A 21,646-nucleotide genomic window follows, 5' to 3' on the forward strand; every position below is an offset into this window, starting at 1 on the left:
AGGCGGGGTGCGCAGACGGTGAATCGACCCTGCACCCACTATGATCGGACCCCATGACACAAGAGTCCGCGCATAATTACACGGTCTGGCCGGGAGACCCCTACCCCCTCGGGTCCACCTACGACGGAGCAGGCACCAACTTCGCCCTCTTCTCTGACGTGGCGGAGAAGGTCGAGCTCTGTCTCATCGACCGCGAGGACAACGAGGTCCGCATCCCGCTCGAGGAGGTCGACGCCCACGTCTGGCACTGCTACCTTCCCGGCGTCCAGCCCGGTCAGCGCTACGGCTACCGCGTGCACGGCCCGTACGACCCCCACAACGGCAAGCGCTGCGACCCGAACAAGCTCCTCGTCGACCCGTACGCCCGCGCCTTCGACGGCGAGTTCGACGGCGACCCGTCCCTGTTCTCCTACGACATCCACGCCGAGCCCCCGGGATCCGGCCGCAATGAAGAGGACAGCCTCGGTCACACGATGAAGTCCGTGGTCATCAACCCCTTCTTCGACTGGGGCTCCGACCGCGCGCCGCGCATCCCCTACAACGACACCGTCATCTACGAGACCCACGTCAAGGGCATGACGATGACGCACCCGGATGTCCCGGCGAACCTGCGCGGCACCTACGCCGGTCTGGCCCACCCGGCGATCATCTCCTACCTCAAGGACCTCGGCGTCACCGCCGTCGAGCTCATGCCGGTCCACCAGTTCCTCCAGGACGACCGCCTCCGCGACATCGGCCTGCGCAACTACTGGGGTTACAACACCTTCGGCTTCTTCGCGCCGCAGCAGGACTACGCCGCCGCCCGCAAGCCCGGCGGTGCCGTGTCCGAGTTCAAGGGCATGGTCCGCGCGTACCACGAGGCCGGCATGGAGGTCATCCTCGACGTGGTGTACAACCACACCGCCGAGGGCAACCACCTGGGCCCGACGATCGCGTTCCGCGGCATCGACAACGAGGCGTACTACCGGCTGGTCGACGGCGACAAGTTCCACTACATGGACTACACCGGCACCGGTAACTCCCTCAACGTCCGCGACCCGCACTCCCTGCAGCTGATCATGGACTCGCTGCGCTACTGGGTCACCGAGATGCACGTCGACGGCTTCCGTTTCGACCTCGCCTCCACCCTCGCGCGTGAGCTCCACGACGTCGACCGCCTGGCCACCTTCTTCGACCTGGTCCAGCAGGACCCGGTCGTCTCCCAGGTCAAGCTCATCGCCGAGCCGTGGGATGTCGGCCACAACGGCTACCAGGTGGGCAACTTCCCGCCGCTGTGGACCGAGTGGAACGGCAAGTACCGCGACACCGTCCGTGACTTCTGGCGCGGCGAGCCCGCCACCCTGGGCGAGTTCGCGTCCCGCCTCACCGGTTCCTCGGACCTCTACGCCAACAACGACCGTCGCCCCACCGCGTCGATCAACTTCATCACCGCCCACGACGGTTTCACCCTCAATGACCTGGTCAGCTACAACGAGAAGCACAACGCGGCCAACGGCGAGGACAACCGGGACGGCGAGTCCCACAACCGGTCGTGGAACCACGGCGTCGAGGGCCCGACCGACGACGAGGACGTACGTTCCCTGCGCGCTCGCCAGCGCCGTAACTTCCTCACCACCCTCATCCTGTCGCTGGGCACGCCGATGATCTCGCACGGTGATGAGATGGCGCGGACCCAGAACGGCAACAACAACGTCTACTGCCAGGACAATGAGCTGGCGTGGATGGACTGGGACCAGTTGGAGGAGAACTCCACCCTCCACGCGTTCACCAAGCGGCTGCTCAACATCCGTCGCCGCCACCCGGTGTTCCGTCGCCGTCGCTTCCTCGCCGGCGGCCCCCTGGGTGCCGACGTCCGCGACCGTGACATCGCCTGGCTCGTTCCCTCCGGAAAGCTCATGACTCAGGACGACTGGGACTTCGCCTTCGGTAAGGCCCTGCAGGTCTACCTCAACGGTGACGCCATCACCGAGCCGGACGAGCGTGGCCAGAAGATCACCGACGACTCCTTCATCCTCATGTTCAACGCGCACTACGAGGAGATCGAGTTCACCCTCCCGCCGCGTTCCCTCGGTGTGCGCTGGCAGCTGCTGGTGGACACCACCGAGGACATCGGTTACCCGATCGAGGCGGCCATCGTCGAGGCGAAGGGCACCATCACCGTCCCCGCCCGTTCCACGATGCTGCTCAAGCAGATCGAGGGCCCGGAGTGGGACGAGAACGAGGAGACCGAGGTCGTCACCGCCGAGGACCGCAAGGCGGACCTGGGTCAGGTCGGTGACAAGGTGACCGCCGCCTCCTCCGCCACCGCCGAGGCCGTGGCTGAACAGGAGGGTGAGAAGGCCGGAGACGGAGCTGACGCCGCGGCCGACGACGTGGTCGAGGACGCCGCACACGAACCCGACTTCGAGGTCGAGGACGAGCACGGTGCCATCCCGTCCGGGGATGACTCCGGCGACTCCGACGACGACTCACCCTACGAGGACACCGGCCGCGCCGACCTGTCCGCGGAGGAACTCAGGGCGAAGCGCCAGGCCGCGATCGCCGACGAGTACACCGACGTCGAATAACTGACCCACTCTCTGACCCACGACGTCCATGGTCCGCCAGCCCCCAGGGGTAGACTGGCGGACCATTCCCATTCCCGCCCCCGCCCATCGGGGACTGAAACGGAGTCGACCACGTGATCCCGGCCAACGGAGCCCACCTGACCGTCCATGCCACCGGCATCAGCATCCACCGCACGCCCCTGGCGGCCGCCCTGCTGGGGCAGGCGGAGGTCACCGTGGAGCTCGCCGAGGTCACCGGGGTCACGTCCCAGGCCCCGACGCTTCTCGACGCCGGGTGGGTCCACCTCGACGGCGTCGACCTCACCATCGGCTTCGCCCCGAACCAGGCCCGGGAGCTCGAGGACTTCCTCGGCGACCTCGACGCCGCCCGCCGCGGCGAGGCCCCGGTCGCCTCCACCGGGGCGGTCCCGGGGCTCAACCTCATCGGCTTCGACGTGGAGACCGCCAACGCCGACATCGGCTCCATCTGCCAGATCGGCGTGGTCCGCATCGTCGACGGCGTGGAGGTCGCCGCCGGGTCCTGGCTCTGCCGCCCGCCGGCGGGCATCGACCACTTCCAGCCCGGCAATGTCGCCGTCCACGGCATCACCCCGGATGACGTCGCCGACCAGCCCACCTTCGCCGAGCGTCTCCCCCAGCTGCTGGAGTTCATCGGGGACCTGCCGGTGGTGGCACACAACGCGCAGTTCGACGCCATCGCCACGCTGCGGGCCTGCCTGGCCTCCGACCTGGCGGTGCCGCCGTTGACCTACGGCTGCTCCCTCGCCCTGTCCCGGGCCGCCCGGCTCGGCCTGAGCAGCCACCGGCTCCCCGTGGTGGCGCAGGCCCTCGGCGTCGATCTGGTCCACCACCACGACGCCGCCTCGGACGCCCGGGCGGCGGCGATGATCATCGTCGAGCTGGCCCGGCGCGCCGGCCACCGCGGCGACTTCGTCTCCTTCCACCAGGCACAGGGATTCACCCTCGGCGGACTGGAGGGTGACAGGGCGTGGCCGGTGCTGAAGATCCGCTCCGGAGCCACGGTGGCTGTGCAGGAGCGACACACTGAGCCCGCCCCGGAGAAGCAGTATCCAGAGGAGTCCGGGGAGGTCGGCGGCGCGCGCCCTGGCAGTCGGTGGCCACCCCGGACACCATCCCCGAGGCCAACGAGGACGCCGATTCCGCCAACCCCTTGTACGGGCAGAACGTCACCCTCTCCGGTGATTTCGAGCCCTTCGACAAGGGCCAGCTGTGGCAGGACATGGCACAGCTGGGGGCGGACATCGGCAAGAACGTGACAAAGAAGACGACGATCCTCGTCGCCGGCAGCTGGGCGACCAAGACGTCGAAGCAGAAGCGGGCGGAGGAGCTGATCGCGAAGGGCCAGGAGATCGACATCTGGTCCGCCGAGCAGCTCTACGCCGTCCTCGGCATCGACCCCGCATCGGCCGACACCGGGGGCACGGTCCCGGAGGACGAGCATCCCCCGTTCTAGAGTTTTCCCCCGGTACGGGAACCGGCGGCGCATTTCCGGAGTCTGACAGTAGTGACAGTAGTGACAGCGCGTGCCAGCACGCGTCACCGCCGAGAGGACCCCGACCATGCCGACCACCCCGACCGTGCCCCTGAGCCCCACGACCCTGCTGCCCGCCCTGCATCCGCTCGACTGGTCCCGCCGCCGCAGCCTCAGCGACGACGGGTTCAGCGACTCACTGGCCTACATCGCGCTGTCGCACGAACTGTGCACGGGGTTCACCAGTGCCGGGCGGGACGTCAGTTACCGGGGCCTCGGGGAACTCGATCTCTCGGCACACCGGGCCTGGGACGTGGCGGCGGACAACCTGGTGGAACGCACCCGCACCCGGCGGGGCGTCCGGTTCCTCACCCGCCCGGCGCCCCTGGTTCTCGGGGACGGCGCCCCGGGTCTGCAGGTGGCCACCCCCGGCCACCAGGTGTCCGCGTGGCTGGCTCACCCGCACACCTTCACCATCCTCGACACCCACCTCACCGACCTGGTCGGTGGCGAGGTCGGGTACCTCGCGCCCACCCCGTCGATGCTGCTGGCGTTGCCGATCGCGGACGTCGATACGTGGGTGGACGTGGCGGCGCGCCTCGTGCCCGGCCCCGCACTGCTCGAGGTCGCGGTGCGGTGGGCGCACGGGTTCCCCACGGCGGTGTCCCGTGCCGCACTGATGACCGCGTCCGCCTAGGGTGGTGGGTGCACATTTCTGCATAACGTCCGAGGAGTCTCATGCGTCGTCCCATCACCGCCACCTACCGTCTGCAGCTGCGGGGCCCGCAGGCGGATCCAGCTGGCCGGTCCTTTGGTTTCGCCGAGGCCGCCGCCCAGGTGCCGTACCTGCGTGATCTGGGGGTCAGCCACCTCTACCTCTCCCCCATCTTCACCGCCGACCCGACGTCGACCCACAACTACGACGTCACCGACCCCACCGAGGTCAACCCGGAGCTCGGTGGCCTGGAGGGGTTGCGGGAGCTGGCGGCCACCGCGCATGCCGCGGGCCTGGGCATCATCATCGACATCGTGCCCAACCACCTCGGGGTGCAGGATCCGCGACTGAACAAGTGGTGGTGGGACGTGCTCAAGAACGGGCAGGACTCGGACTACGAGCACTACTTCGACATCGACTGGCACTCCGACAACGGCGCCGACGGCAAGCTCGGTCTGCCCGTGCTGGGCCAGCCGGGTGACGAGGACAAGCTGGAGCTCACCGAGCTCGACGGCGAGACCGTCATCGCCTACTACGACAACCACTTCCCCGTCGCGGACGGCACGTGGGAGTCCCTCGACGATGACCCCCGCGAGGTCTACGACCGGCAGAGCTACCGCCTGATGTACTGGCGCGACGGGGTCATCTCCTACCGCCGTTTCTTCTCCGTCAACGGGCTGGCGGGTATCCGCCAGGAGGACCCCATGGTCTTCGAGCACACCCACCGCATCATCCGGCAGCTCATCGGTGAGGATCTCATCGACGGCGTCCGCGTCGACCATCCGGACGGCCTGTCCGACCCCTTCGGCTACCTCACCCGCCTGCGTGAGGTCGTCGGCGAGGACCGGTGGCTGGTGGTGGAGAAGATCCTCGAGGTCGACGAGGCCCTCGACCCCCGTCTGTCCGTCGACGGCACCACCGGCTACGACGCGCTGCGGGAACTTGACGGCGTGTTCGTCTCCCGGGAGGCCGAGGACTCCATGTCCATGCTCGCCCTCCAGCATTCCGGCTCCACCTGGGACGAGGCCGCTGTCACCGCCGCGCAGCAGGAACTCAAGCGTGAGGTCGCCCGCGAGGAGCTCAGCGCCGAGATCCGCCGCCTGGCCCGCGCCATGCGCCGCGACAACTTCTCCACCGCCGGTTCCGCCGTCGCCGAGGAGGACCTGACCACCACCATCGTCGAGCTGGTGGCCGCGATGCCGGTCTACCGCGCCGACTACCTCTCCCTGTCGCGGGTGACCGCCACGGTCATCGCGGAGATGTCGCGTCGTTTCCCCTCGCGTCGCGACGCCCTGGACCTCATCGCCGCGGCCCTCAACGCCAATGCGGAGGCCAAGATCCGCTTCGCCCAGGTCTGTGGTGCCGTCATGGCCAAGGGTGTGGAGGACACCACCTTCTACCGTGCCGCCCGCCTCGTCGCCCTCCAGGAAGTCGGCGGCGCCCCGGGCCGCTTCGGCGTCTCCGCGGCCGAGTTCCACCTCCTCCAGCAGGAACGCGCCCGCCTGTGGCCGAAGGCGATGACGACGCTGACCACCCACGACACCAAGCGCGGTGAGGACGTCCGTGCCCGGATCATCGAGCTGACGGAGAATCCCAGCGACTTTGCCGAGTTCATCCACCGCATCACCGCCATCGTCCCGGCCCCCGACGCCGGCACCGGGCACTTCCTCATCCAGAATCTGCTGGGCATCTGGCCCGTCGACGGCCAGATCACCGAGACCCTGCGGGAGCGGTTCCAGGGCTACGCGCTCAAGGCGATCCGCGAGGCCGGTGTCCACACCACGTGGGTCGACCCCAACGACAGCTTCGAGTCCGCCGTCGCCGACTGGGTCGACGTGCTTCTCGACGGCCCCGTCACCTCCCTGATCACCGAGTTCGTCGGCCCGCTGGCCCGCGGTGCCGCCCAGATCTCCGTGGGCCGCAAGCTCCTGCAGATCACCGGCCCCGGCATCCCGGACATCTACCAGGGCACCGAGTTCCTCGATGACTCCCTCGTCGACCCGGACAACCGGCGTTTCGTCGACTACATCGCCCGCCGCCAGGTCCTCGACATCATCGACGAGGGCGTGGACTGGGAGGACCTCGCCGCCGAGGCCGCCGCCCAGGAGGGCACCACCGGCGCCTACCCGCAGCTCGATCTCTACGGCGACCGCATCAAGCTCCACGTCGTCCACGAGGGCCTCAAGCTGCGCGCCGCGCACCCCGAGTACTTCGTCGGCGGCGACATGCAGGCCGTCTTCGCCGTCGGCCCCGCCGAGTCGCACCTCATCGGTTCCGCGCGTGGCGACGCCGGCGGCATCGGCGTCATCACCCTCGCCACCCGCCGACCGCTGCTGCTGGAACAGCGTGGCGGCTGGGCCGACACCACCGTCACCCTGCCGGAGGGCCGCTGGCTGGACCAGCTCACCGGCCGCACCTTCGAGTCGACCGCCCCTGTCGCCGAGGTCCTGGCCCTGTTCCCCACCGCCCTGCTCGTCGCCCAGCCGGTGGAGCGTGATGTCTGACCGTATCGCCCGCCTGGGCAGCCGCTACCATGAGTGGCGCCGCACCCACCCGGACGTCGCCGATGACTTCGGCGGCTCGATCGAGGACCTGCTGGCCGATGCCGGCGTCACCTACGACCGGGTGACCGCCCGGCTGAAGGACTGGCCCTCGCTCAAGGCCAAGGCCCGGAAGAAGGGCCCCGACGGGGAGTTCCTCTACCCGGAGCCGTGGACCGACATCCACGATCTCATCGGCGTGCGGGTGACCACCTTCCACTCGACCGAGATCCCGGTGGCCATCGGGGTGCTCCAGCAGTCCTTCACCGTGGAACGTTCCGTGGACAAGACCGCCGAGACCCGCGTCGCGGGCGGATTCGGCTACGGCTCCCATCACCTCATCCTCACCGTCGACGAGAACTCCTCCGACATCGAGGAACTCACCCCGTACCAGGGTGTGTCCTTCGAGGTGCAGGTGCGCACCGTGCTGCAGCACGCCTGGGCCGAGTTCGAGCACGACATCCGCTACAAGCGCGGTGGCGAGGACCTCGACCCGCGGGTGGACCGGGCGTTCACCCTCGCCGCCGGCCTCATCGAGCTGGCGGACCAGCAGTTCGACCAGATCGCCGCCCTCCAGGACGCCGAGGGCTCGCCCGCCGACGACGTCGACCTCACCGCGGAGACGCTGCCCGGTGTGCTCGCCATGCTGCTGGGCAACCGCTTCCCCGGCTCCCGGTCGGAGAACTACCGGTGGCTGGAGCGGCTGCTCAACGCCAACGGCATCACCACCGTCGCCGAGCTGGAGAAGCTGCTCAACCCGAACGACATCGAGGCCGTGCACCAGGCGGTGCAGTACCGGTTCCACCCCGGCCAGATCCGCCTCATCGACGACCTGCTGCTGCGCCGTTTCGGGCAGGAGCACATCAACCGGACCGGTTCCACCGGTTCCCGTCCGTCCCAGCGGCCCCACCAGTTGGCGGGCCGGTTGAAAAGAATGCGTGCCGCGCGGATTGTGCCGGACACCCGGCGGTCTCCGCAGTAGCATGGACTGGTCCGCACCCCCAGGAATCAACAGGAGAGTTAATCCATGATCTCGTCCATCCGCGAAGATTTCCCGCTGGCCGCCGACGCCATCCACGTCTGGGCCCTGTCCATCGCCGATTTCTTCCGTGACTTCGGCATCGACTTCCCGCCGGCGGACTGGGGTCTGTTTTAACCGGGGATCTCGCGCTACGTCTTTTGTTGACGTATCATTAACTTCATGACTCAGCGCATCACCTTCGGCCTCGACACCTTCGGCGACGTCACCCGCTCCCCCGACGGTGGCGATCTCCTCCCCTACGACCAGGTCATCCGCAACATCGTCGCCGAGGGTGTCCTCGCCGACGAGGTCGGCATCGACGTCTTCGGCATCGGCGAACACCACCGCGACGACTTCGCGGTCTCCGCCCCGGACGTCGTCCTCACCGCCATCGCAGCTACGACCCGGAACATCCACCTCACCACCTCCGTCATCGTGCTGTCCTCGGATGACCCGGTCCGCGTCTTCGAACGCTTCTCCACCCTCCAGGCCATCTCGGACGGCCGCGCCGAGATGACCCTCGGCCGGGGCTCCTTCACCGAGTCCTTCCCCCTGTTCGGCTACGACCTGCAGAACTATGAGCAGCTCTTCGAGGAGAAGCTCGACCTCATGCGGACCATCCTTGACGCCGACGCCGCCGACGAACCCGTCACCTGGCACCGCGGCTCACTGCGCCCGGGCCTGGACAACCAGCGCCTCTACCCCACCCTGGCCACCCCGCTGCCCGTGTGGGTCGCCGTCGGCGGATCCCCGGAATCGGTCGTCCGCGCCGCCCGCCACCGCTTCCCCCTCATGCTCGCCGTCATCGGTGGCGCCGCCCGCCGTTTCCGCCCCTTCGTCGACCTCTACCGCCGGGCCAACGACGAGTTCGGTCAGCCCCAGCTGCCCGTGGGCATCCACTCCCCGGGCCTGATCGCCCCCACCGACGATGCGGCCCAGGAGCGCCTGTTCGAGGAGTGGATGGCCGGACAGCGTCGCATCGGCGCCGAACGTGGCTGGCCCGCCCCCACGATGGAGCAGTTCACCCGGGAGATCACCCACGGCGCCCTCTACGTCGGCTCCCCCGACACCGTGGCCGCCAAGATCGCCGACACGATCACCGCGCTCGACCTCGACCGATTCGTGCTCAAGTACGCCAACGGTCCGGTCGCCCACGAACACAACCTGGAGACCATCCGCCTCTACGGCGAGGAGGTCATCCCGCGGGTGCGCCGGATCCTCGACCAGCGCAGCTAGGAGTTCCGGCCCCGCAGGCGGTCGAGCTCGCGGCGCTCCCGCTTCGTCGGGCGGCCGGCACCCCGGTCGCGGCGCGGCTGGGAGGCGAGGATCTCCTTCGGCGGCGGGGGCGGGGAATGGTCGACGTAGCAGGTCCGGGCGACGGGGGCACCGACCCGCTTGCGCACGGTGGCCAGCACCTCCAGGTCCAGTTCCCGGTGGTTGACCCACACGCGGATCCGGTCACCGGGGACGACCTGCTGGGCGGGTTTCGTCGCCGAGCCGTTGAGTTTGACGTGCCCGGCGCGCACGGCGGTGGCCGCATCAGAGCGGGTCTTGAAGATCCGTACCGCCCACACCCACACGTCGATGCGGACGGGAAGTCCGTCGGGCTGGGTCATCGGATCAGTAGTTGTCCCGGTGGTTGACGATCTTCTGGATCTTCGACCAGTTCATGTACCCGCCGACCACGGCGACGACGAGGCCGATGACCAGCCACGCCCAGCTGGTGAACAGCAATGCCAGGGCGGCACCGCCGACCACGCCACCGCCGACGCTGAGGGCGGCGTTGCGGGTGTACCTGCGCACGGCCTGCTTGCGCTGCTCGATGGGGTTGTTGGGGCGACGCTGCATTGTCATGGCCCCTATCCTATCGCCCGACGCCCCCGTGATCACGACTCCACCCAGGCCGTGCCCGCCTCCGCCGGCTCCGCCACCCCGGCGGTCAGGGACGCCAGGGTCGACGCCAGCTCCGTTCTCCCACCCGGGGCCACGGCGAGGGTCATCGTCACCTCCGCACCGTAGGCCACGTCGACCACGAGATCGCGTGCCCGCAGCTCCGCCTCGAGCCGCCCGGCCTCGGCATGGGGCGCGGTGACGGTGTACAGCTCCCGTCGGCTGCGGGTGACCCGGTCCACCAGCGGCAGCACCTGCTGGACCGACTGCGAGTAGGCGTGGACCAGGCCGCCGGCGCCGAGCTTGACGCCGCCGAAGTAGCGGACGACGACCACGGCGACGTCGATAAGCCCGGACCCGCGGAGCATGTCCAGCATCGGTGTCCCCGCGGTCCCCGAGGGCTCACCGTCATCGGAGGAACGCTCGACGGGATTCGCCCCGTCGACGTGCAGCAGGTAGGCGCTGCAGTGGTGGCGGGCGTCCGGGTACTCCCGCCTGACCTCGGCGATGAAGTCACGGGCCGCCTCCTCCGACATCACCCGGCGGGCGAAAGTGAGGAACTTCGACCGCTTGACCTCCCATCGGTGCGTCCACGTGCGGCCGGCGGCGGGCAACGCGTAGGAGGTCTGCATGGTGATGAATGCTACCTGGCGGGCGAATCCCGAAACCCCTACCCTCGGATGCATGAGTGCGTATGAGCCGTTTGCCGTCTGGGCACCGTATCCCCAGGACGTCCGCCTCCGACTCGGGGACGACACCCTCCCCATGCGGCGGATCTCAGCCGACTGGTGGGTCGCCGACCAGATCGCCGAACCCGGCATGCGCTACGGCTTCGAACTCCACGACGGGAACAACTGGGCCGGCCCCTTCCCCGACCCGCGCACCACCTCCCAGCCCGACGGCATCCACGGTCTCTCCGAGGTCACCGACCCCGCATACGACTGGACCTCCGACAACTGGACCGGCCGCGACCTGGCCGGCCAGGTCATCTACGAACTCCACGTGGGAACCTTCACCCCGGAAGGGACGTTCGAGGGCGTCATCGAGAAGCTCGGCTACCTGCGCGACCTCGGCGTCACCGCCATCGAACTCATGCCCGTCCAACCCTTCGGCGGCGACCGCAACTGGGGCTATGACGGCGTCGACTGGATGGCCGTCCACCACACCTACGGCGGCCCCGACGGCCTGAAGAAGCTTGTCGACGCCGCCCACAACGCCGGCATCGGCGTCATCCTCGACGTCGTGTACAACCACTTCGGCCCCGACGGCAACTACAACGGCATGTACGGCCCCTACACCTCCGGCGGCACCACCGGCTGGGGCGAGGTGGTCAACATCTCCGGCCCCCACTCCGACGAGGTCCGCGCCTTCATCCTCGACACCGTCCGCCAGTGGTTCGTGGAATACCGCATCGACGGCCTACGACTCGACGCCGTCCACGCCCTCGACGACGTCGGCGCCTACTCCATCATGGAACAGATCCAGGCCGTCGCCGACGACGCCACCGTCCGCACCGGCGTCCCCCGCTACGTCATCGCGGAATCCGACCTCAACGACCCCCGCCTGGTCACCTCCCGCGAAGCCGGCGGCTACGGCCTCGCCGGCCAGTGGCTCGACGACATCCACCACGCCCTCCACACCATGGTCTCCGGCGAAACCCACGCCTACTACGAGGACTACGGCTCCCTCGATGCCCTGGACAAGACCCTGCGCGAGGCCTACTTCTTCACCGGCACCTACTCCAGCTTCCGGGGCCGCCACCACGGCCGCCCCATCAACCGGGCCACCATGCCGGCCCACCGCTTCGTCACCTACACCACCACCCACGACCAGGTGGGCAACCGCGCCACCGGCGACCGGCCCTCCATGAACCTCACCCCCGCCCAGCAGGTACTCAAGGCCGCCGTCATCCTCTCCTCCCCCTACACCCCCATGGTCTTCATGGGCGAGGAATACGGCGCACAGACCCCCTTCGCCTTCTTCTGCTCCCACACCGACGAAAAGCTCAACCAGCTGACCACCGAGGGCCGCAAACGCGAATTCGCCCGCGCCGGCTGGAACCACGACGAAGTCCCCGACCCCGCCTCCCCCACCACCTACGAATCCTCCAAGCTGGACTGGAACTTCAGCGACGAGCAGGAGACGATCGTCGACGCCTACCGGACCCTGCTGCGCCTGCGCACCGAACTCGGACTCGCCCGCGCCGACCTCACCCAGCTCATCGTCGAGACCGGCACCGAGGACGACCGCTGGCTCGCCATGGGCTACGACGACGTCATGCTCGTGGCCAACCTCTCCTCCGCACCGGTGGCGGTGCCCTTCGGCGGCGAGTTGGTGTACTCCTTCGGCTCACCCACCGTCGGGCTCGACGCCACCGAGCTGGAGGCCTGGGAGTTTGCGTTGATCAGGCGGTAAGTGGCCGGCGTGGCGGGGTTGTGGCGGGGTTGAGTCCGGGGCGGGTCCGGGTCGGCCTGCAACAGATGACAGTTTCCACCCGGCCCGACGTCATCGTCCCTGCTCAGGAAAATCGGGCGGTCACCTGTTGCAGGAACCCCTGCCCGCGGCGACCACAGCCGGGGCTAAAGATCACCAGTCACACAGCGGCCGGGGCTGCGGCAACATCTGCGCCTGAGCCGCCTGCAACCGATGACACAGTCAAGGCCGCCCGACGTCATCGTCCCTGCTCAGGAAAATCGGGCGGTCACCTGTTGCAGGTGCACCGGGCGCAATCCCGCCATCCGACGGCAGTACCCGGCGCCTCGGCCCACCTCACACCACTGCTACGTGCTCACCAGGTACTCGTACTCGGGGGTGTTCGGCTGCAGGTGCTCGCAGTTGATGCGGGAGGCCGTCATGCGGTCGAGCAGTGGGTCGAGGTCGCTGGCGCGGCCGAGTTCGAGGCCGACCAGGGCCGCACCGGTTTCGCGGTTGTTGCGCTTGAGGTACTCGAAGAGGGTGATGTCGTCGTCGGGGCCGAGGATGTCGGTGAGGAAGTGGCGGAGCTGGCCGGGTTCCTGGGGGAAGTTGACCAGGAAGTAGTGCTTGAGGCCGCGGTGGACGAGGGAGCGTTCCATGATCTCGGCGTAGCGGAGGACGTCGTTGTTGCCGCCGGAGATGATGCACACGACGACGGAGCCGGGGGCGAGGTTCATTTCGCGCAGGCCGGTGACGGAGAGGGCGCCGGCGGGCTCGGCGATGATGCCCTCGTTCTGGTAGAGCTCGAGCATCTCGGTGCAGACGGCGCCTTCGGACACGTTGATGACGTGGATGCGGCCCTGGTTGGCTTCGACGGTGTGGTACGGCAGTTCGCCGATGCGTCTGACGGCGGCGCCGTCGACGAAGGAGTCGACTTTGTCCAGGGTGACGGGTTCACCGGCGTCGAGGGCGGCCTGGAGGGAGGCGGCGCCGGCGGGTTCGACGCCGACGATGGCGGTGCGTGGTGCCATGTCGGCGAGGTAGCTGGTGACTCCGGCGAGCAGGCCGGCGCCGCCGACGGGGACGAAGACGGTGTCCAGGGACTTGCCGATGGTGGTGAGCTGGCTGAGGATCTCGGCGGCGACGGTGCCCTGGCCGATGACGGTGTCGCGGGCGTCGAAGGGCTCGATGATGGTGGCGCCGCGTTCGGCGGCGTCGGCACGCGCGGCGGCGGCGGCTTCGTCGAAGTTGTTGCCGGTGACCACGAGGTCGACCATGTCGCCGCCGTGGACCTGGATGCGGTCGCGTTTCTGCTTCGGTGTCTGGCTGGGGACGAAGATGCGGCCCTGGATGCCCATGGTGCGGCAGGCGTACGCGACACCCTGGGCGTGGTTGCCGGCGGAGGCGGCGACGATGCCGGCGGCGCGCTGTTCGGCGTCGAGGTTGGCGATGGCGAAGTAGGCGCCGCGGATCTTGTAGGAGCGCACGTCCTGGAGGTCCTCGCGCTTGAGGTAGACCTCGACGCCGGTGTCCTCGGACAGTCGGGGGCAGTACTGCAGCGGGGTGGGGGCGATCACCGAGGAGATCCGCGCCTGCGCCAGCTGAATGTCCGACGCGCGTACGGGCGTGTAGGTGGACGGGGCGGTGATGGTGCCGGACTGGTTCTCGCTCATGTCGAGACAGTGTAGTCCCCGCTCATCGCGCGCCCACCTGGGCTGGCCGGTTCACGGACTGTTCACCCGCGGGTCACTCGGTGTACCGCCTGGCGTTCACTTCGGTGGGGCACGCTGACAGGCGGTTTTTATCCGTCCGCCAGTCTTTGTTCAGGAGCATGTCCTTGTCCCTCCGTCGTTCCGCCGTCGCCCTGTGCGCGGCCTCCGTCACCGGTTTCTCCCTCGTCACCCCGGCTCACGCCGCGCTTGTCGACGCCCCCGTCACCCACTCCGCACCGGGTGCGGCGTTGGCGGTGGAACCCATCGGCACCTACGAGACCGGCATCTTCGACCAGTCCGCCGCCGAGATCGTCGCCCACCATGCCGACTCCCAGCGGGTGATGGTGGTCAACGCGAACTCCGGTGAGATCGACGTCCTGGACATCTCCGACCCCACCGCCCCGACCCTGCTCCACTCGGTCGACGCCGGTGCGGACACGACCATCAACTCGGTCGCGGTGCGTGCCGACGGCCTCGCCGTCGCCACCGTCGAGCCCGCCGACAAGACCGCCCCCGGCGAGGTCATCTTCTTCGACGCCGCCGGTGACGGCGAGGTGCTCGGCCGCGCGGGGGTCGGTTCCCTCCCCGACATGGTCACCATCACCGAGGACGGCACCCACGCCCTCGTGGCCAACGAGGCTGAGCCGGCCGAGGACTACTCGGTCGACCCGGAGGGCTCCGTCTCCGTGATCACCCTGCCCGCCGATCTGTCCGGTCTCGCCGCCGTGGAGGTCCGCACCGCCGACTTCCGTGCCTTCAACGCCGAGGGCGCACTGCCGGAGGGGGTGCGTGTCTTCGGCCAGGTGGGCGCCTCCACCACCGTCGCCCAGAATCTCGAGCCCGAGTACATCACCACCTCCGGTGGTAAGGCCTACGTGTCCCTGCAGGAGAACAACGCCCTGGCGGTGGTGGACATCGCCTCCGCCACCGTCGAGGCGGTCCACCCGCTGGGCACCGTCGACCTCACCGAGGTGCCGATGGACATCTCCAACCGCGACGACGCCATCGACATCAGGAACTGGCCCATCAGGTCCTTCCTCATGCCCGACGCGATCGAGTCCTACTCCGCCGGCGGGAACACCTACATCGTCACCGCCAACGAGGGTGACGCCCGCGACTGGGAGGCCTACTCCGAGGAGGCCCGCGTCAAGGACCTCGGCTCGGATGGTCTCGCCCCCATCTGTGAGGGCTACGCCGGGATGACCGCCGGGGAGATCGAGACCTTCCGCGAGGACGCGAACGCCGGCCGCCTCACCATCACCACCGTCGACGGCCTCACCGCCGACGGGAGCTGCTACGAGCAGATCCACGGCTACGGCGGCCGCGGATTCTCCATTGTCGACGCCGCCGGCAACCGCGTGTTCAACTCCGACGACGAGTTCGAGCAGATCATCGCCGAGGCCGTGCCCGAGTACTTCAACTCCAACCACTCCGAGTCGGGTTTCGACGGCCGCTCCGACGACAAGGGCCCCGAGCCGGAGGGGGTCGCCCTCGGCGAGATCGACGGTCGCACCTACGCCTTCATCGGCCTCGAGCGCGTCGGCGGTGTCATGGTCTACGACGTCACCGTGCCGCAGGCGGCATCCTTTGTCACCTACGTCAACAACCGCGACTTCTCCCACTCCGTCGAGGACGACGGCGACGCGGTTCTGTCTCAGGCCGGTGACCTCGGCCCCGAGGGTCTGGCCTTCATTTCCGCCGGCGACTCCCCGACAGGCCAGGATCTGCTCGTCGTGGGCAACGAGGTCTCCGGCACCACGACGATCTTCGGGGTCACGAGCCTGCTCAGCGGCGGTTCTTCCGGCCCTTCGCTTTCCTCCGGGCTTTCTTCCGGCTCCAGCCGCTGACGAGCCTGCTAAGTTCTTATTCATCCCTCCCCCTCATCATCTGGAGACACCCGTGAACCGACGTCGCCTGTCCGTGGCCCTCATCGCCGCAGCCAGCACCACCCTGGCCCTGGTCAGCCCTGTCCATGCCCAGACCACCACCGACACCGAGCAGTCCCAGTCCAGCTTCATGGGCCCGGGCGAGCTCGCCAACTCAATCTCCAGCGGCAACGGCAGCTCCGGGGTCCCGGAGAGCGAGCAGGAGCCCGCCCCCGCCCCCGAGCCGGAGCCGGAGCTGCCCGGTTGGGCCGGATCCCTGGAGATCTCCCCCCAGGCTGAGCTCGCCCTCGCCATCGTCGGCGCCGTCTTCGCCGTCGGTTCCTTCGCCACCAAGGTCGCCGTCTTCGCCATCCCGATCATCCCGGGCGCCCAGGAGCAGCTGGAGCAGACCCTGCGCGGAATCGGTCTCGTCTGATCCGATCCCGAATCAGCTGAGGGCCCGCAGTCACCATGACTGCGGGCCCTCACTCATGAACTGCTAGAACAGTTCCTCCGTGGCGATGCGTGCGCCCTCGACGAGCGACTCCAGCTTCGCCCAGGCGATCTGCTGGTTGAGGCGGCCGCCCAGACCACAGTCGGTGGAGGCGACGACGTTCTCCGGGCCGACGACCTCCGCGAACTGGATGATGCGGTCGGCCACCAGGCGCGGGTGCTCGATGGCGTTGGTGCTGTGGGAGATGACACCCGGGTAGATGACCGCACCCTCCGGCAGCTTGTGGTCCTGCCAGACCCGCCACTCGTGGGCGTGCCGCGGAGAGGCACCCTCGAAGGAGAAGCCGCCGACCTCGGCGCGGAGGATCTCCTCGGCGATGTCACCGAAGGGGACGTCGGTGGCGTGCGGCCCGTGCCAGGAGCCCCAGCAGATGTGCAGGCGGGTCAGCTCGCGGGGCAGGCCCTTGACGGCGTGGTTGATGGCGTCGACGCGGGTGCGCAGCCAGTCGCGGTAGTCGTCCAGGGACGGCTCCGGGTTGATCTGGTCCCAGGACTCGGCGAGATCCGGGGCGTCGAGCTGGACGGTGAAGCCGGCGTCGGTGATGGCCTTGTACTCCTGGGCCATCGCGTCGGCGCAGGCCCACACGACCTCGTCGTCGGTGCTGTAGTGCTCGTTCTTCAGACGGGCCGCGGAACCCGGGGACAGCGCGGCCACGAAGGCGTCGGTGGCACCGGACTTGTCCATGGCGCCGCGGAGGAGCTTGACGTCCGCCTCTACCTCGTCCTGACCGATGTAGGTGATCGGGCCGGTGAACTTCGGGTTGCCCACCTTGGCGCGGCCGGCGAAGATGCCGGAGTCCGGGTCGGAGTAGGCCTCGTCGAACAGGGCGCGGTCCCGGCGGTCCGGGAAGGAGGTGAGCTTGATGTTGCCCGGGGTCGAGCGGGCGACCTCCTGGGAGGCCCAGCGGTCCTCATCGGTCATGGTGAGGCCGCCGAGGCGGGTGAAGGAGTAGTTCCACCAGGCGCCGTAGTCGATGGCGCCGGAGGTGATGTGGCCGTACTCGCCCTCGTTGATGATGTCGATGCCCAGGTCCACCTGGCGCTGCACGACCTGGTCGACGGCACCCTGGAGGATCTCGAGGAACTGCTCGTCGCCCAGCTCACCGTTGGCACGGCGGGTGTTGGCGTCGAGCAGTTCCGGGGTGCGCGGGAGGGAACCCACGTGGGTGGTGCGGATCTTGTTGACGGACATTCACAACTCCAATACGAAAAATAGACTGTGCGGTCTACCCTAACCGATGGAGCGTCGGGGCAGGATTCCGTCGGCGGAATTGCCCGATTTATATTCAGACCTAGCCGAGGATCCCCTGCCCCATCGTCGCCTTGAGATCACCCATGAGGGATCCCGAGCGTTCCACCCGCAGGTGCTCGCCGAGAATCATCATGGTGGACTCGTCGCCGTTGACCAGCTTGAGATAGACATCGGACTCGCCCTTGTTGGAGACCAGCACCTGCTTGAGCTTGGCGATGTTCTCCATCGTGCACTGGTCCGTCCGCATGGTCAGCCGCAGTGGCAGGCCGGCGCCGTTGCCGGGCCCGAGCTCCGGGACCTTGAGGTCGTCGCAGAACAGCGACATACGGTCGTCCCGGATGGACACGTGTGCCTTCGCCAGGATGATGTTGTCCTCGACGATCTGCGAACTCACCAGAGCGTAGACCTTGTTGAACACCAGCAGTTCCACCTGCGCACCGTGATGGTCCTCCACCGTGACGATCGCCCACGGCGAGCCGTCCTTCTTGGAGAACCGCCGGTCCACCGCCGAGATGATGCCGCCGATCGTGACTTCCGCCCCGTGCCGCATCTCGCCACCGAGGATGGTGGTCAGAGCGGTGTCCGTCTGGGCGTCGAGCGCCTCCTCGAAACCGTCGAGCGGGTGCCCGGAGACGTAGAGGCCGAGCATCTCGCGTTCGAGGGCGAGCTCGTGCTTGCGGTCCCAGTTCTCCTCCGGCACCTCGATGGCGAAGACGCTCACACCGCTGTCATCGTCGTCGCCGCCGAAGCCGGCGAAGAGGTCGAACTGCCCCTTGTCGGCGGCCTTCTTCGTGGCCAGCACCGAGTCGACCGCGTCCTCGTGGACGAGCATGAGGCCCTTGCGGGGATGCTCGAGGGAGTCGAAGGCGCCACCCTTGATCAGGGACTCGGTGATCCGCTTGTTGCAGGGCACCAGGTCGATCTTGTCCAGGTAGTCGCTGAAGGAGGCGTACGCCCCCTTCTCCTTGCGCGTGGCCACGATGGAGGCGACCACTTCCTCACCGACGTTGCGGATGGCCCCCAGGCCGAAGCGGATGTCCTCGCCGACGGCGAGGAAGTCATTCTCCGACTCGTTGATGTCCGGCGGCAGGACCTTGAGGCCGAGGTGACGGCAGTCGGAGAGGTAGATGGCGGACTTGTCCTTCTTGTCCGCCACCGAGGTCAGCAGCGCCGCCATGTACTCGGGCGCGTAATGGGCCTTGAGGTAGGCCGTCCAGAAGGACACCAGGCCGTAGCCGGCGGCGTGGGACTTGTTGAACGCGTAGGAGGCGAACGGCAGGATCGTGTCCCACAGCGCCTTGATCGCCTCGGCGGAGAAGCCGTTGGACTTCATGCCGGCCTCGAACTTGGCGTACTCCTTCTCCAGCACCTCGGGCTTCTTCTTGCCCATGGCCTTACGGAAGCCGTCTGCTTCACCCGCGGTGTAGTTGGCCACCTTGCGGGAGATACTCATGATCTGCTCCTGGTAGACGATGAGACCGTAGGTCTCATCCAGGATCTCCCGGAGGGGTTCCTCCAGCTCGGGGTGGATCGGCACGATCGGCTTGCGGCCGTTCTTGCGGTCCGCGTAGTCCCAGTGGGCGTTGACACCCATCGGGCCCGGCCGGTACAGCGCCAGCGAGGCCACGATGTCATTGAAGCCGGTGGGCTTCATCCGCTTGAGCAGCTCCTGCATACCACCGCCGTCGAGCTGGAACACACCGAGGGTCTCGCCCCGGCCGAGCAGTTCGTAGGTCTCCCGGTCCTCGACGGCCAGGTTCTCCAGGTCAAGATCCTCTCCGCGGTTCTTCTTGATGTTCTCCAGGGCGTCACCGATGACGGTGAGGTTGCGCAGACCCAGGAAGTCCATCTTCAGCAGGCCGATGGCCTCGCACGCCGGATAGTCCCAGCCGGTGATGAGGGCTCCGTCATTGGCGCGCTTCCACATCGGGATGTGGTCGAGCAGCGGGACGGACGCCATGATCACCGCACAGGCGTGGACGCCGGCCTGGCGGACCACGCCCTCCAGGCCGCGGGCGGTCTCGTAGATGTCCCGGATGTCGGGGTCGGTCTCGATGAGCTGACGGACCTCACCGGCCTCGTTGTAGCGTTCGTGGCTCGGGTCGGTGATACCGGACAGCGGAATGTCTTTCGCCATGATCGCCGGCGGGAGGACCTTCGTGATCCGGTCGGCCATCTGGTAGCCGGGCTGACCGAACTTCACGCGGGCGGAGTCCTTGAGCGCCTGCTTCGTCTTCACCGTGCCGAAGGTGATCACCTGGGCGATCTTGTCCTCGCCCCAGCGCTCGGCGGCGTAGCGGATCATCTCACCGCGACGGCGGTCATCGAAGTCGATGTCGATATCCGGTGCGGAGGGGCGTTCCGGGTTGAGGAATCGCTCGAAGAGCAGACCGTGTTCCATCGGGTCGATGTTGGTGATGGTCAGGGCGTAGGCGACGAGGGCGCCGGCGGCCGAACCACGGCCCGGGCCGACGCGGATGCCGATGGAACGGGCGTGTTTGATGATCTCGGCGACGATGAGGAAGTAGGACGGGTAGCCCTTCATGTCGATGACGTTGATCTCGAATTCGGCGCGTTCGATGTATTCGGCGGGGACTTCGGCACCGTCGAAACGCTCCCGCAGACCGGCCATGACCTCGTGGTGGAGCCAGGTGGTCGGGGTGTAGCCCTCCGGTACGTCGGCGATGGGCATGCGGTCGTGCGGGTGGGACTCCCAGATCTCGCCGTAGTCCTGGACGCGTTCCGCGATGAGCAGGGTGTTGTCGCATCCGTCGGGGACGATGTCGTCGAAAAGCTTCCGCATCTCGGACGCCGGCTTGATGTAGTAGCCGGTGCCGTCGAACTTGAACCGGTCCGGATCGTTGAGGGTCTTGCCGGTCTGCACGCAGAGCATGGCCTCATGCGCCTGGGCCTGGGACTCGAGGACATAGTGGCAGTCGTTGGTCACCAGCGGGGGAAGTTCGAGCTTGCGGCCGATCTCCAGGAGCTCCGAACGCACGCGCTGCTCGATGTGCAGGCCGTGATCCATGAGCTCGAGGAAGTAGTTCTCCTTGCCGTAGATGTCCTGCCACATCGCGGCCGCCTCGAGGGCTTTGTCGAACTGCCCCAGGCGCAGACGGGTCTGCACATCACCCGAGGGGCAACCGGTGGTGGCGATGATGCCGTCGGCACGCTCCGCGATGAGCTCCGCGTCCATACGAGGCCACTTACCCAGCTGGCCCTCATAGGAGGCCATTGACGAGAGATAGAAGAGGTTCTTCAGACCCGTGGCATTCTCCGCCAGCATCGTCTGGTGGAGGTAGGCACCCGAGGCCGAGACGTCGTCGGACTTCTGGTGCGGCTCACCCCAGCGCACTCGCGTCTTGTTGAAACGGCTCTCCGGCGCCAGGTACGCCTCGATACCGATGATCGGCTTCACACCCGCGGCCGTCATCCGCTTGTAGAAGGCATCGGAGCCGTACATGTTGCCGTGATCGGTCATGCCGACCGCGGGCATCCCCTGCCGCGCGACCTCCTCCGACAGCAGGTCCACCTTGGCCATTCCGTCGAGCATCGAGAATTCGGTGTGGTTGTGCAGGTGGACGAAGGAGGAGTTCTTGGCCATGGCAGTGAGTCTAGCCAGTGCGTCAAGCCGAGAAAATTACACGGATGTCTAGTCGGTGAC

Annotated in this window: 15 protein-coding genes and 1 pseudogene; 10 read left to right on the top strand and 6 right to left on the bottom strand. The window is 67.9% G+C overall.

Going from position 1 to position 21,646, the window contains the following annotated elements; genetic code table 11:
- The first annotated feature begins 53 nt into the window (after positions 1-53).
- The 7 genes and pseudogenes from glgX (at position 54) to QP029_RS12935 (ending at position 9,571) form a co-directional block, all read left to right on the top strand.
- Positions 54-2,567 (top strand): glycogen debranching protein GlgX, encoded by a 2,514-nt coding sequence (gene glgX / locus QP029_RS12900; protein WP_284874659.1) that lies wholly within the window; start codon positions 54-56, stop codon positions 2,565-2,567.
- 113 nt (positions 2,568-2,680) lie between these two features.
- A pseudogene (locus QP029_RS12905) lies at positions 2,681-4,041 on the top strand (3'-5' exonuclease).
- A gap of 106 nt (positions 4,042-4,147) precedes the next feature.
- The gene (locus tag QP029_RS12915) at positions 4,148-4,756 is read left to right on the top strand and encodes a hypothetical protein (protein WP_284874662.1); all 609 of its coding nucleotides are present in this window, start codon (positions 4,148-4,150) and stop codon (positions 4,754-4,756) included.
- Between the two features lie 41 nt (positions 4,757-4,797).
- Entirely contained in the window at positions 4,798-7,278 is a 2,481-nt protein-coding gene (treY, locus tag QP029_RS12920) for a malto-oligosyltrehalose synthase (RefSeq protein ID WP_284874663.1), read from the top strand.
- Positions 7,271-8,296: a GTP pyrophosphokinase gene (locus QP029_RS12925; protein WP_284874664.1), complete on the top strand. Its 1,026-nt coding sequence runs from the start codon at positions 7,271-7,273 to the stop codon at positions 8,294-8,296. The genes treY and QP029_RS12925 overlap by 8 nt, the downstream gene beginning before the upstream one ends.
- A gap of 45 nt (positions 8,297-8,341) precedes the next feature.
- Positions 8,342-8,470 carry a hypothetical protein gene (locus tag QP029_RS12930; RefSeq protein ID WP_284874665.1) on the top strand — a complete coding sequence of 43 codons (129 nt, stop codon included), beginning with the start codon at positions 8,342-8,344 and terminating at the stop codon, positions 8,468-8,470.
- 45 nt (positions 8,471-8,515) lie between these two features.
- On the top strand, positions 8,516-9,571 hold the full coding sequence (locus QP029_RS12935; RefSeq protein ID WP_284874666.1) for an Atu2307/SP_0267 family LLM class monooxygenase: 1,056 nt from the start codon (positions 8,516-8,518) through the stop codon (positions 9,569-9,571).
- Here the strand turns inward: QP029_RS12935 and QP029_RS12940 are convergent.
- The 3 genes from QP029_RS12940 to QP029_RS12950 are packed head-to-tail and all read right to left on the bottom strand — an operon-like array spanning position 9,568 to position 10,857.
- Positions 9,568-9,951: an RNA-binding S4 domain-containing protein gene (locus QP029_RS12940; RefSeq protein WP_284874667.1), complete on the bottom strand. Its 384-nt coding sequence runs from the start codon at positions 9,949-9,951 to the stop codon at positions 9,568-9,570. The genes QP029_RS12935 and QP029_RS12940 overlap by 4 nt on opposite strands.
- Before the next feature lie 4 nt (positions 9,952-9,955).
- Complete coding sequence (locus QP029_RS12945; RefSeq protein ID WP_284874668.1) at positions 9,956-10,189, bottom strand: hypothetical protein; 234 nt, start codon at positions 10,187-10,189, stop codon at positions 9,956-9,958.
- A gap of 32 nt (positions 10,190-10,221) precedes the next feature.
- A complete protein-coding gene (locus tag QP029_RS12950) occupies positions 10,222-10,857 on the bottom strand; it encodes an IMPACT family protein (protein WP_284874669.1) in 636 nt (211 codons plus the stop codon).
- A 52-nt stretch (positions 10,858-10,909) separates the two neighbouring features.
- On the opposite strand from QP029_RS12950, the gene treZ reads away from it, so the two are divergent.
- Positions 10,910-12,640 carry a malto-oligosyltrehalose trehalohydrolase gene (gene treZ, locus QP029_RS12955; RefSeq protein WP_284874670.1) on the top strand — a complete coding sequence of 577 codons (1,731 nt, stop codon included), beginning with the start codon at positions 10,910-10,912 and terminating at the stop codon, positions 12,638-12,640.
- Positions 12,641-13,005: 365 nt separating this feature from the next.
- Here the strand turns inward: treZ and ilvA are convergent, their stop codons facing one another.
- Positions 13,006-14,313, bottom strand: coding sequence for a threonine ammonia-lyase IlvA (gene ilvA / locus QP029_RS12960; RefSeq protein WP_284874671.1), 1,308 nt, complete (start codon positions 14,311-14,313; stop codon positions 13,006-13,008).
- A 158-nt stretch (positions 14,314-14,471) separates the two neighbouring features.
- Here ilvA and QP029_RS12965 point away from each other — a divergent pair, with 158 nt between their 5' ends.
- Both QP029_RS12965 and QP029_RS12970 read left to right on the top strand, forming a co-directional pair.
- Positions 14,472-16,199, top strand: coding sequence for a choice-of-anchor I family protein (locus QP029_RS12965; RefSeq protein ID WP_284874672.1), 1,728 nt, complete (start codon positions 14,472-14,474; stop codon positions 16,197-16,199).
- A 52-nt stretch (positions 16,200-16,251) separates the two neighbouring features.
- Entirely contained in the window at positions 16,252-16,653 is a 402-nt protein-coding gene (locus QP029_RS12970) for a hypothetical protein (protein WP_284874673.1), read from the top strand.
- A gap of 63 nt (positions 16,654-16,716) precedes the next feature.
- Here the strand turns inward: QP029_RS12970 and QP029_RS12975 are convergent, their stop codons facing one another.
- The gene (locus tag QP029_RS12975; RefSeq protein WP_284874674.1) at positions 16,717-17,922 is read right to left on the bottom strand and encodes a cobalamin-independent methionine synthase II family protein; all 1,206 of its coding nucleotides are present in this window, start codon (positions 17,920-17,922) and stop codon (positions 16,717-16,719) included.
- A gap of 100 nt (positions 17,923-18,022) precedes the next feature.
- Positions 18,023-21,586 (bottom strand): DNA polymerase III subunit alpha, encoded by a 3,564-nt coding sequence (dnaE, locus tag QP029_RS12980; RefSeq protein WP_284874675.1) that lies wholly within the window; start codon positions 21,584-21,586, stop codon positions 18,023-18,025.
- Positions 21,587-21,646: the final 60 nt, after the last annotated feature.

It is taken from the genome of Corynebacterium suedekumii (genome assembly GCF_030252185.1).
GTDB classification, from domain to species: domain Bacteria; phylum Actinomycetota; class Actinomycetes; order Mycobacteriales; family Mycobacteriaceae; genus Corynebacterium; species Corynebacterium suedekumii.

Coding starts and splice junctions, on each gene's coding strand:
- glgX (WP_284874659.1), top strand. CDS start 54: ATGACACAAGAGTCCGCGCATAATTACACGGTCTGGCCGGGAGACCCC.
- QP029_RS12915 (WP_284874662.1), top strand. CDS start 4,148: ATGCCGACCACCCCGACCGTGCCCCTGAGCCCCACGACCCTGCTGCCC.
- treY (WP_284874663.1), top strand. CDS start 4,798: ATGCGTCGTCCCATCACCGCCACCTACCGTCTGCAGCTGCGGGGCCCG.
- QP029_RS12925 (WP_284874664.1), top strand. CDS start 7,271: ATGTCTGACCGTATCGCCCGCCTGGGCAGCCGCTACCATGAGTGGCGC.
- QP029_RS12930 (WP_284874665.1), top strand. CDS start 8,342: ATGATCTCGTCCATCCGCGAAGATTTCCCGCTGGCCGCCGACGCCATC.
- QP029_RS12935 (WP_284874666.1), top strand. CDS start 8,516: ATGACTCAGCGCATCACCTTCGGCCTCGACACCTTCGGCGACGTCACC.
- QP029_RS12940 (WP_284874667.1), bottom strand. CDS start 9,951: ATGACCCAGCCCGACGGACTTCCCGTCCGCATCGACGTGTGGGTGTGG.
- QP029_RS12945 (WP_284874668.1), bottom strand. CDS start 10,189: ATGACAATGCAGCGTCGCCCCAACAACCCCATCGAGCAGCGCAAGCAG.
- QP029_RS12950 (WP_284874669.1), bottom strand. CDS start 10,857: ATGCAGACCTCCTACGCGTTGCCCGCCGCCGGCCGCACGTGGACGCAC.
- treZ (WP_284874670.1), top strand. CDS start 10,910: ATGAGTGCGTATGAGCCGTTTGCCGTCTGGGCACCGTATCCCCAGGAC.
- ilvA (WP_284874671.1), bottom strand. CDS start 14,313: ATGAGCGAGAACCAGTCCGGCACCATCACCGCCCCGTCCACCTACACG.
- QP029_RS12965 (WP_284874672.1), top strand. CDS start 14,472: ATGTCCTTGTCCCTCCGTCGTTCCGCCGTCGCCCTGTGCGCGGCCTCC.
- QP029_RS12975 (WP_284874674.1), bottom strand. CDS start 17,922: ATGTCCGTCAACAAGATCCGCACCACCCACGTGGGTTCCCTCCCGCGC.
- dnaE (WP_284874675.1), bottom strand. CDS start 21,586: ATGGCCAAGAACTCCTCCTTCGTCCACCTGCACAACCACACCGAATTC.